We start from the raw sequence: 10,670 nt of genomic DNA on the forward strand, positions 1-10,670 counted from the left end.
GACCCGAGGGAGATGCCCGCCGCAGGAGACAACAGCGACCGCCGGAGGGGCGGCCGCGTGCTCGGATGCGGGTTACGCGCGCGTGGAGACGGCCGCCAGGATGACGGCCCGCCACAGACCTCTGCGCGCGAACATGCTTCTACTCTAAGGGATATGACGACCCCGGACGCCGCTGCCCAGCTCGCATGGCAGCGCGGGTTGCCCCGCAAGCGGATGAACGCGGCGTGTCTGCTGGTCGACGGTCACAGCCGCGTCCTGCTGGTGAAACCGACCTACCGGCCAGGCTGGGACCTGCCCGGCGGAGTCGTCGAGCAGGACGAGTCGCCGTACGCCGCGGCCCGCCGGGAGGTCGGCGAGGAGCTGGCCCTGGACCGCGTCCCCGGCCGACTGCTCGCGGTGGACTGGGTGCCGCCCTCGCCGCTGCGTACCGAGGGCCTCGCCCTGGTCTTCGACGGCGGCCTGCTCACCGACGACGCCGCCGCCCGCATCCGCCTGCCCGCCGACGAACTCGCCGACTGGACCCTCGTCCCCGAGGAGAACCTGTCCGACGTCGCCCAGCCGCACATCGCCCGCCGCCTGCACGCCTGCCTCGCCGCCCTGCGCACCGGCAGCTCCCTCTTCCTGGCGGACGGCCTCCCACCCGGCTAGTACTGCAACGGCACTTGTGTTGACCGTGATGGATGGATGGATGGATGGATGGATCTGGGCTGTGGTGGTGGAGTCATGGGCAGCTGAGCTGGACGGTTGGTGCGAGCGGATCGGTGGCCGGTTCGGCCGGGCGGAGCCGCGTCGGCAGGTGGCGGAGTATGTGTCGACCAGGTGTGTCGTCAGCTTGCCCGCGAGGCGCGGCCGTTCCCGAGGCTGCGGCTGGCCTCGGCGGCCAGCCTGTTCGACTGCACCTACGATCATTTCGCGCTCGACGGCTACGATCCGCATCCTGCCATCGCCGTGCCGGTGGCAGTGTGATCGGGCTTGTCTGGGCGCAGTCGGTGAACGGCGTCATCGGCCGTGATGGCATGCTGCCCTGGTATCTGCCCGAGGACCTGGCGCACTTTCGCGCTCTGACCATCGGCGCGGCCGTGCTCATGGGCCGGCCTACTTGGGAGTCGCTGCCGCCCCGATTCCGGCCGTTGCCCGGTAGACGCAACCTCGTGCTGTCCGGCACGGCGCAGCCCGGTGTGACGACGTTCCCCGACCTGCCGCAGGCGCTTGCCGCGGCATCCACAGAACCATGCGCCCGACATCGGACGCCCTCCCGACAGCCGCGGAGCGTGGCAGGAGTCATCCACCGGCCTGCACTACCGGTTCCTCACCTGGAACTGAGCGGCACTCGACTGATGCCGTGATCACGCCAGCCTTTCAAGGTGAGCCGAGGCGGCCACCGTCCCGTCGGATCAGTGGAAATCGTGGACAACCTGTATCTCGCCGATGATGTGGGCGTTGAACTCATCGAGTTCTTCGGCCGGAACCCATAGTTCGAGGATCGTCTGTCCGCCTGCCTGCTGGATGGGGTGCCGGGAGAGGAACTCGGTACCAACCTCGAAGCAGGTCACGAAGCCCGCCCCATCGTGCTTCACGTTCCAGTCCTTTGCGATCCGGATTGCGTAGTCCTCGTTGAGAACCGGATAGAAGATCGACTGCTCGGGCAGCCGGGGCGGCCAGGAGCGTCAGTCGAGCTGTCGCACCATCTCCATTTTCTTGGGACCGGCTGTACGCCACAGGGTCTTTGTTCCAGGCTGGCTGGTCATCAGATCACCCTCTGTGGCTCATCCAAGCAAAGGAGCTGGTCAAGAAGGCAGATGGTACTCTGCTATGGACGGTTGGGCGGCGCGATATCACGCGAAGCCGGCCGTGGACACTGAAGGATCCATGCGTCACATCAGGCGGATAGTCAGCGCTGTACCGGTCTTGTCCTTTTCTGCAATACGGGCCGGGTTACCGTTCGACGCCGCGTAGCCATCCGAAACCGGTGAACTTGTCGCAGCCGCTGGGCTTGTTGAGCTGGCAGTGGGGTCAGGCGGAAAGGTGAGGTCGTCGAGGCCGGTGGGGCGCGGGGAGTCGAGAGTGGTGGCAGAGGCGCTGCGGGCGGCGAGTTCGGGGGCATCGATGGTGCCGGAGCACACGACGTTGCAGGTGATCGCGCCGGTCACGGTGAGGGCGGCTTCGTCTAGTCGACGCCGAGTCGATCCCGGCGGTTCCCTCTTGCCCAGCGGGTGCTCCTGAGCTGTGCGGTCGCTGGGACCGTCGGCCCGGTATCTTGACGTGGTTTCTATTCATGGAGTCGAACGTCGGGTGCTGGTCGCCATGCACATCTACATTGGGCCTCTGGGTGTCAGTGGACTCTCTGGGGCATTGTAGAGTGCGCGGCATGCGCAGGGCGTCCGGACGATCAATGAGGCCCGGCTCGGCACAAGGGGGCTCGCGGATCGTGGACGAGTCCCCGGTCGCCAGAAGAAGGGAAGAGCGTCGTGGCCACCAGCTCCGCGGACCCCGAGGATCTGGGCACCTATGTCACGGACGCCACCGCGGCGCGCATGACGCTGTCGACGGCGGCGGCTGGTGTGCGGAGCTACTACGACGACGTGGTCGCTCGATTCGGTGCGCAGTACAGTCTTTCGCATCCGGATCTGTGGGTGAAATTAAGTGCGCATCTGACTGACGCCGAACAGCGGGATCGTTTCGTTGGCACGGTGAAGGATGCGTTCGTCGCCGCCGACCGGGGCTCGGCGGGTACGGCCGCCGGCACGGTCACGGTTGAGGACAGCCGGATCGCCGCCGGGCTGGCGGCGGCCGGGATCGGTACGTTGCCGACGACGACGCTGACGGTCGATGATCCTGTGCTGCACGGCCACCCGCCGGACAGTGGTTTCGCGGCCGACCCGGTGTGTACCGCGAACGGCAACCTGGTCGAGCAGGAACTCGACCTGCCGTTGCCCGGCCGGGCGGCGCCGGCTGGCTGGCGGCGGACCTACAACTCCCGCGCGCACGATCGGATCGGCGCACATGGTCGGGGCTGGTCCAGCTGGGCCGACACCGCACTGGACGTCGGCGACGAGCAGGTCGAGTGGCGGGCCCCGGACGGCGCCCGCTCTGTGCTGGTGCGTCCCGGCGTGGGCCGGCCGACCGAGCTGCCGCTGCTGGGCGCGACCCTGCACGCTGATGGCGCGGGCTTCCGTTTCACCCGTGGGCCGGGGGAGACCTGGTGGTACGACGAGGCCGGCCAGCCGGTGCGGGTGCGCGTCGACCGGGCGGAGTTGCTGCTCGCCTGGTCGGACGGCCGGCTGAAGCGGCTGTCGCATCCCCGTTCGGGCCGGTCCCTGGAGCTTGTGTGGGATGACGAGCGTGCCCTGGTCGCGGCGGTGCGGGCCAGCGATGGCCGGCAGGTCCGATACGCCTACGACACCCACGCCAACCTGGTCGCCGTCGAGGGGGGCCCACAGGGTGCCCGCCGCTACCGTCACGCCGACGAGGCAGGCGCCGGCACCGGACCGCTTGCCGAGATCGTCGACGCGGACGGTGTGACGCTGGCCCGCACCACGTTTGACGAGGCCGGTCGGGTGCTGACCCAGCTCAGCCCCGAGGGCCGTCTCGTCCAGTTTGCCTACCGGGAGGGTCGTCGCACCCTGGTCACCGATGCGGCGGGCGGGGCGATCAACGAGTACCGTCATGATTCGGCTGGTCGGCTGGTCTGCGCGGTGGATGACGCGGACCGTCCATTCTACCGGGTGTTCGACGAGGCTGGGCGGCTGCGCGGGATTGAGGAACGTTCCGGCGCGCGTTGGACGATGGACTACGACGACGCGGGCAACCTCGTCCACCGTGCCGGCCCCTGCGGCATCACCGAGCGCTGGTCGTGGGATTCTCTCGGTCGTCTGACCGGTTACGTTGATCCGCGTGGCCATCTGACCCGATGGGTCTACGCGGCCGCCGCGCGGACCCCGGTGGAGATCGTCGACGCGGCAGGCGCACTGACCCGGATCACTGTCAACGATGATGACCTACCGACCTGTGTCGTGGATCCGGACGGGGTCACGACGAGGTTCCGCTGGGACGACGACGCCCAGCTCATTGACATACGGGTCGCTGGCGGTGGGCGGACCAGGCTGCGCTACGACCCCGCCGGCCGGCTGGCTGCGATCACCGGACCGACGGGCCAGACCCGTGAATGGGACAGCGACGACGCCGGGCGGGTGGTCTGCGAGCAGGGCCCGGACGGGGCAGGCAGCTCGTATCACTACACGCCTGCGGGCCGTCCTGATGGCTATGTCGACCCGGCCGGGGGACGGTGGGGTTCGTCGTACGGTCCGCACGGGCGGGTTGAGCAGGTCGTCGACCCGCTGGGCGCGACGCTGGGCTTTGAGTACGACCTGTTCGGTAACACCACGCTGATCGTCGCCCCCGATGGCGAGAAGTTCCACTTCGACCACGACGGTCTCGGCCGACTGGTGGCGCTGAGCGACCCAGCGGGCGCGACGTTCCGCCGTGGCTACGACCCGGACGGCCGCCCGAACGTCGAGTCGGACGCCGAGGGCCACGAGTGGCGGGTCGAGTATGACGAGGCCGGGCGGGCGTTCCGCCGGACCAGCCCGGACGGGCGGGTCTGGCAGCGGGCGTATGACCCGGCCGGTGCCGTCATCGCTGAAACCGACCCCGCGGGCGCCGTTAGCCGTTACGAACATGACCCGCGCGGGCGGGTGGTGGCGGTCACCGACCAGCTGGGCGGGCGGCGCACCCTCGAGTGGACTCTCGGTGGACGGCTCGCTGCCGTCACCACGCCGCTGGGCCGCCGCGAGTCCTATGGCTATGATCGGGCCGGCCGTTGGGTGCAGACGACCGCGCCGTCGGGAGCGCGCACCCTGTACCGGCGCGATGCCGCGGGCCGGTTGACCGCGCTGGTCACCCCCGCCGGTCGCGAGACGACCTGGGAGTACGACGCGTACGGCCGGGTCGTTGCGGTGACCCGGCCGGGCGGGCGGCGCACGACGATCGAGCACAACCCACTCGGCCTGCCCGTGGCCATCACCGACGGCACCGGCGCCGTCCGACGCTACACCTACGATGCGCGCGGCGCCCTGACCAGCGCCACCGACCCGCTCGGCGCCGTCACCCGCTACACCTACGATGCCCGCGGCCAGCTTGCCGGCTGGAGCGACCCCCTCGGCGGCCGCCACGAACTGCGCCACGATGAGGTCGGACGCCCGACCGCCACGACCGACCCGCTCGGCCGGACCACCACCGTCGTCCGTGACCACAATGGTCGCGTCCATGTGGTGCGCCACGCGGACGGCACCGGGACGCGCAGCTGGTGGGATTCCGCCGGGCGGCTGATCGGACGCGGTCTGCCGGACGAGCGGGCCCCGCGGTTTCAGTACCTCTATGACGCGGCCGGCCGCCTCGAGCGTGTGCGGACTGCGTCGGTGGAGGGTTCCGCGGATCCGCTGAGCGGGACGGGCCGGGAGGGCACCGCAGACCCGGATGTCCAGGTGGCGTTGGACTACGACCTCACCGGACGGTTGACCGCACGCACCACCGCCGCGGGCCGGCTCGCCTGGTCCTACGACGGTGATGGGCGGTGTGTGAGCGTCGGGCGGGCCGGTGGGACGCCGGTGCGCTATGAGTATGACGACGACGGACGCCTCCGGTCGGTGGCGCATCCAGCGCTCGGCCGCCGTGTCATCGCGCGGGACCCGGACGGTCGGCCTGCCCGAGGTCCCGGCCGGACCGTGGAACGTGACGGTGCCGGCCGGATCATCCGGGTGGTTGACGGCGGGGAAGACCTGCGGTTCGGCTATGACCGGGCCGGCCAGCTCGTCTCGGCGCGAGGGCCGTGGGGCCGCTGGGCCTTCACCTGGGATCCGGGCGGGCGCATGGTCGCCGAGGACCGGGGCGATCCCGAGTCCGTGATCCGCTGCACCTACGATGCCGCTGGCCGCCTGGTCGAACGTCGAATCGGGGACGGCCTGCCGACCACCTTCGGCTACGACGCCGCCGGGCGGCGGCGGACAGAAGACGGGCCGACCGGCGTCGTCTGCTACGACTGGGACGCGCTGGGCCGGCTCCGCGAGGTTCGGCGAGAGCCGACCGGCACGATGGCGACCGGCCCGCATGCAGCCGGCCGGTCGGACCGGCTTGTGGTCGACGCCCTCGGGGATCCGCTTGAGGTGAACGGCCAGGCCGTGCTCTGGGACCCGGTGGCCTGGCCGGGCCAGGCGCATGCCGTGGGCGGGCGCACCTACGCTCGCGCCGGGTCCGCCATCGGTGTGATCGAGGATGCCGTGACAAGCGGCTCGGGTGCGCTCCCTCCCGCGACCGGGCGGTGGCTCGAGCTTGACTGGCAGGGCTCTCCCGGCCATCACGACGTGTGGGGCCTGCCGATCGCGACAGGCGCCGGCACCCGGACCGGCTCCGGTTCGGCTGCGGCCGGGTCCCGCCTTGGAACCGGGGACCTGCCCGTAGGTGCACCGGGCCTGGACAGTGCCCTCGGCTACCGCGGTGAGCTGGTCCTCGGTGATCTGGTCTGGCAACGGGCCCGCGTTCTCGATCCGCGGACCCGTTCCTTTCTCTCGCCCGATCCGCTCGCGAACATCCCCGGGATGCCGGGCCAGGCAAACCCGTATCACCACGCCTGGAACGACCCGGTCGGAATGGTCGACCCGACCGGTCTGCGCCCGCTGACCGACGCCGAGTACGACGGCTACCGCAACCAGGCTGGCAAGGGCATGTTCGAGAAAGCCTGGGACAATGTCAGAAAGGATCCATGGGGGAGCCTCGGCGCCGCCGCGGTCATCGGTGTCGGCGTCGGGCTGATGTTCGTCCCCGGAGGGCAGGCCGTCGGCGCCGGAATACTCATCGGTGCCGGAAGCTCGGCAGCCATAGGCCTCGTCACGGGAAACTTCGACCCACGCACTGTCGCCCTCGCCGGAATCGCCGGCGGCGTCGGTGGCGGAGTGGCCGGCGGGCTCGCCAGAACAGGACTCTCCGCAGCGGCCAGCAACGCCATCGGCGGCGCGGCCCAGGACCTTGCCACCCAGAGCATCGTCCACCCCGGACAGCTTAACCTCGGCGAACTCGCCTTCAGTACCGCCACCGGGGGCCTGGCCGGAAGGTTTGGCGGAGCGCGCTCCGTGGCGGGTGGGGACGGCCTCGCAGCCGCGGAGATCGGGGTCGCATCGAAGCTTACGGGCGCGCCGATCCGCATCTACAGGGGTTCCAGCCGTGTGCTGGAAGAATATGGCTTCGAGGAGACGGGCCTGGTCATGAGCGATGCTGCCCTGCACGCCTATGGCGCCACGGGTGATCTCAGCGCGGCACTGAGAATCTCGCAGGAGGCACACCAGGCAGGAATCGCGGCCTGGGGAAGCGAGCCGGCCTATGCGGAGGCCCACGTCATGTTCGGTACAGATATAGACGAGATCGGGGAGAAGTCGATGATATCATTCACGGCCGACCCGGGTGTCGCGAAGCGATTTGCCAACGGGGGAGTGGTCTACTCGACAACGATAAATCCCGGCGATGGCATAGTAATACCAAATTCATCGGATTCGGAAATCTTGATACGACACATGATTGGAGTGGAGCGTTGGTCGCAATAAAAGCCGAGGTAGTCGACTATGAAGTCGACTTCTGGCCTGCAGGTGTGCCGTTCGAGAGTGTCGGTGAGGTGCGCAACTACTTTCACTGGGAGGATCCGTACTGGGCCTCCCGGGAGAATGTGCGGCGTGTCACAGCTCGGTTCTTCGGGCGTGCGCCGGTCTACTACCTGGTGCACTGGAACGAGGGGGCGCTGCCTGCAGACCTGGACGCGCGGGTCGCGGACGGCACTGTGTGCGCGGCGGACTTCGAGGGTGCGGTGCTGGCCGAGCCAACGAACTACACCTGCCTGTTCTGCGACGCGCAGCTGCGGGCCGCGGTTGTCGACGGCGCCAACCCGATCCTTGGCAAAGGCCGTGCCGCGCGACTCCGGGCTCACACCTTTGTCCGGAAATGTCCGGTCTGCCACCATGAGATCGCGGGGGGTGTCGTGGAATTCCTACCGCCGCTCTGACTCCAACCCTCGACTGGAGATCGAAAAGACGGCCTCAGCGTCGGACGGGCAACCTCAGAGAAGACGCGTCGGGCGGGATTTCGATCTGGGAGAGCAAGGTGGCGGAATGCAGGCCGTGTGGCTGGCGAGAGGAGGTCTGGCATATAAGAACCACATCTCCGACAGGATTATCGAGTGTAGGAGGTGGCGGAGTCGGCATGCCTGATCTCATTCCGCTGACCGAGCTGACGTCGGGGTTCAACTATCTGCCGGAATATCTTTGGTCCTCGAGTTTTCCCTGGCCAATCCTGATCCGTGGCGGATCGTGGAGGGCGGCGTTCTGTTCGCTATCGAAAATCTTCTCGCCGAGATGTTTCCGAGCGAGCGGATCGTGCCCTTCGCTAGTGTCCTGAGTCGTTAATCCGTGCGCAGTAGGCGGCGAGGGTCTCGAGTATCTCGTCGGCGGTCCTGGCCCAGACGAACGGCTTGGGATTCTTGTTCCAAGATTTGATCCATGTGTGGATGTCGGTTTCGAGTTCAACGACCGAGCGGCGCGTCGATCGGCGCAGCTTGCGGTTCGTCAACTCGGCGAACCAGCGCTCGACCAGATTCATCCACGACGACGAGGTGGGGGTGAAGTGCAGGTGGAAGCGGGGGTGGCGCAACGGCCAGTTCTTCGCCGCCGGAGTCCTGTGGGTGGCGTAGTTTTCCAGGATCAGGTGCAGGTCGTAGCCCTTGGGTACCGAGGCGTCGATCAGTTTCAGGAACCGGAGAAACTCCTGGTGGCGGCGACGCCGGAACGACTGGGAGATCACCGACCCCGAGGTCGGGTCCAGCGCCGCGAACAGGCTGGTCGTGCCGTTACGGACGTAGTCATGCGTCATCCGCGCCACCGTCCCCACCGACACCCCGACGGCCTCCGCCACCTGGCCGTTCGTCCTACCCTCCGCGCGCTCCAACACGATCCGCGACCGCAATGCCAGCGCTGTCTTCGGGCGACACATCCAGCCAGCCAGAACCTCCCGCTCAGCGTCGGTCGGCATAATTTCCACGGCACGCGGCCCAGGCATGCCCCAAGCCTACGATCCACAGGCGAATCAGAGACTCAGGACACTAGTGCGGCAGCCGTCGTTTTGTGATTATTTGATGTGGGTGGGCTGCCGGTGGGTGGCTGGTACCGGTGCTGGAACGTGAACAGCCACCGGTGATCATGGCGGGTTTGTGAGGACGCGTCAGGATCTGCTGGTGGCTGCGGGCCCCAGCATAGACAGTGATCGTTTTCAGGGTGAGTTCGAGGGGCTTCTGGGGCTGGTGAGGCCGCGGTTCACGTGGGCGGCGAGCCGTCGGCGGGTGCGGTCGTTCCTGCTGGGGTTGCTGGCGGGGTTGCCGCGGGCGAACTGCTGGACGGTCGCGGAGCATGCCGGGGACGCCAGTCCGCACGGGATGCAGCGTCTGTTGGCCCGGGCGGTGTGGGACGTCGACGCGGTCCGCGACGACCTGCGCGGCTATGTGGTCGACCGTCTCGGGAGCGCCGGGGCGGTGCTGGTCGTGGACGAGACCGGGGATCTGAAGAAAGGCACCCGGACCGTCGGGGTGCAACGTCAGTACACCGGCACGGCAGGCAGAATCGACAACGCGCAGGTCGCGGTGTATCTGGCCTACGCGACCGACCGGGGGCACGCGTTCATCGACCGTGCTCTCTACCTGCCCCGCGGCTGGACGCAGGACCCCGCGCGCTGCCAGGAGGCCGGCGTCCCGGAAGGAAGCGGGTTCGCCACCAAGCCGGCGCTGGCGCGGCGGATGCTCACCGCCGCCTTCGACGCCGGGGTGCAGGCGGGCTGGGTCGCCGGCGACGAGGTCTACGGCAACGACCCGAAACTGCGCGGCGAGCTCGCCCGCCGCGGTGTCGGCTATGTCCTGGCCGTGGCGAAGAACCATCCGATCGTCACCGGGATCGGGACCCGCACCGCCGTCGAACTCGCCGTGCGCCTGCCCGAGAAAGCCTGGCAGCAGCGTTCCGCCGGCCCCGGGTCGAAAGGCCACCGCTCCTACGACTGGGCCCTGATCGACACCGTCGACAAGGACCTTCCCGGCCGCCACTGGCTGCTGGTCCGCCGCCACCAGACCAGCGGCGAGTACGCCTTCTACCGCGCCCACGCCGCCGGCCCGGTCCCCCTCGCCGCCCTGGTCGCTGTCGCCGGCCGACGATGGACCGTCGAGGAAACCATCCAGACGTCCAAAGAACTCACCGCCCTCGACCACACCAGGTCAGAACCTGGACATCCTGGCACCGCTGGACCATCCTCGCGATGCTCGCGCACGCCTTCCTGGCCACCACCACCACCGCCGCCGACAACAGACACGACCAGCCCGACAACCCCACCCTGATCCCGATCACCGTCAACGAAACCCGCCGACTCGCCCTCGCGATCATCGGCCTGCCCGCCGCGACCCTCGACCACGTCCTGCACTGGTCCCACTACCGACGCCGCAACCACCAACCCAACTGATCACAAAACAGCGGCTGTAGTACTAGGCGGGCCACTGAACGTTTCCGGCTGCGGAAGCGGCTGCGGGCCGCCACCTTCTCGCCCCGCCGCCGCGTCCCTCGCGGGACGGCATCCCTCCGGCTGACCGCGGCGTGGCC

Annotated in this window: 7 protein-coding genes and 2 pseudogenes; 6 read left to right on the plus strand and 3 right to left on the minus strand. The window is 68.7% G+C overall.

Annotated elements, in window-relative coordinates; all coding sequences use genetic code 11:
- Window positions 1–153: 153 nt before the first annotated feature.
- From MXD61_RS17615 to MXD61_RS28930, 3 genes are all read left to right on the plus strand, one after another.
- Window positions 154–648: an NUDIX hydrolase gene (locus tag MXD61_RS17615; RefSeq protein ID WP_248814575.1), complete on the plus strand. Its 495-nt coding sequence runs from the start codon at window positions 154–156 to the stop codon at window positions 646–648.
- A 171-nt stretch (window positions 649–819) separates the two neighbouring features.
- Window positions 820–966: a thymidylate synthase gene (locus MXD61_RS17620; RefSeq protein ID WP_248814576.1), complete on the plus strand. Its 147-nt coding sequence runs from the start codon at window positions 820–822 to the stop codon at window positions 964–966.
- Window positions 967–1,016: 50 nt separating this feature from the next.
- Window positions 1,017–1,346, plus strand: coding sequence for a dihydrofolate reductase (locus tag MXD61_RS28930; RefSeq protein ID WP_251080140.1), 330 nt, complete (start codon window positions 1,017–1,019; stop codon window positions 1,344–1,346).
- 48 nt (window positions 1,347–1,394) lie between these two features.
- On the opposite strand, the pseudogene MXD61_RS28935 reads toward MXD61_RS28930, so the two are convergent.
- A pseudogene (locus tag MXD61_RS28935) lies at window positions 1,395–1,748 on the minus strand (hypothetical protein).
- A 126-nt stretch (window positions 1,749–1,874) separates the two neighbouring features.
- Window positions 1,875–2,150 (minus strand): hypothetical protein, encoded by a 276-nt coding sequence (locus MXD61_RS17635; protein ID WP_248814579.1) that lies wholly within the window; start codon window positions 2,148–2,150, stop codon window positions 1,875–1,877.
- A 318-nt stretch (window positions 2,151–2,468) separates the two neighbouring features.
- Here MXD61_RS17635 and MXD61_RS17640 point away from each other — a divergent pair, with 318 nt between their 5' ends.
- Together MXD61_RS17640 and MXD61_RS17645 are read left to right on the plus strand one after the other, a co-directional pair.
- Window positions 2,469–7,592: a DUF6531 domain-containing protein gene (locus MXD61_RS17640; RefSeq protein ID WP_248814580.1), complete on the plus strand. Its 5,124-nt coding sequence runs from the start codon at window positions 2,469–2,471 to the stop codon at window positions 7,590–7,592.
- Between the two features lie 44 nt (window positions 7,593–7,636).
- Window positions 7,637–8,044 carry a hypothetical protein gene (locus tag MXD61_RS17645; protein ID WP_248814581.1) on the plus strand — a complete coding sequence of 136 codons (408 nt, stop codon included), beginning with the start codon at window positions 7,637–7,639 and terminating at the stop codon, window positions 8,042–8,044.
- Window positions 8,045–8,424: 380 nt separating this feature from the next.
- On the opposite strand, the gene MXD61_RS17650 is transcribed toward MXD61_RS17645, so the two are convergent.
- On the minus strand, window positions 8,425–9,093 hold the full coding sequence (locus MXD61_RS17650; protein ID WP_374629129.1) for an IS630 family transposase: 669 nt from the start codon (window positions 9,091–9,093) through the stop codon (window positions 8,425–8,427).
- A gap of 232 nt (window positions 9,094–9,325) precedes the next feature.
- Between MXD61_RS17650 and MXD61_RS17655 the strand changes: the two are divergent.
- A pseudogene (locus MXD61_RS17655) lies at window positions 9,326–10,533 on the plus strand (IS701 family transposase).
- The last annotated feature ends 137 nt before the right edge of the window (window positions 10,534–10,670 follow it).

This window comes from Frankia sp. AgPm24, assembly GCF_023243055.1.
GTDB lineage: Bacteria > Actinomycetota > Actinomycetes > Frankiales > Frankiaceae > Frankia > Frankia umida.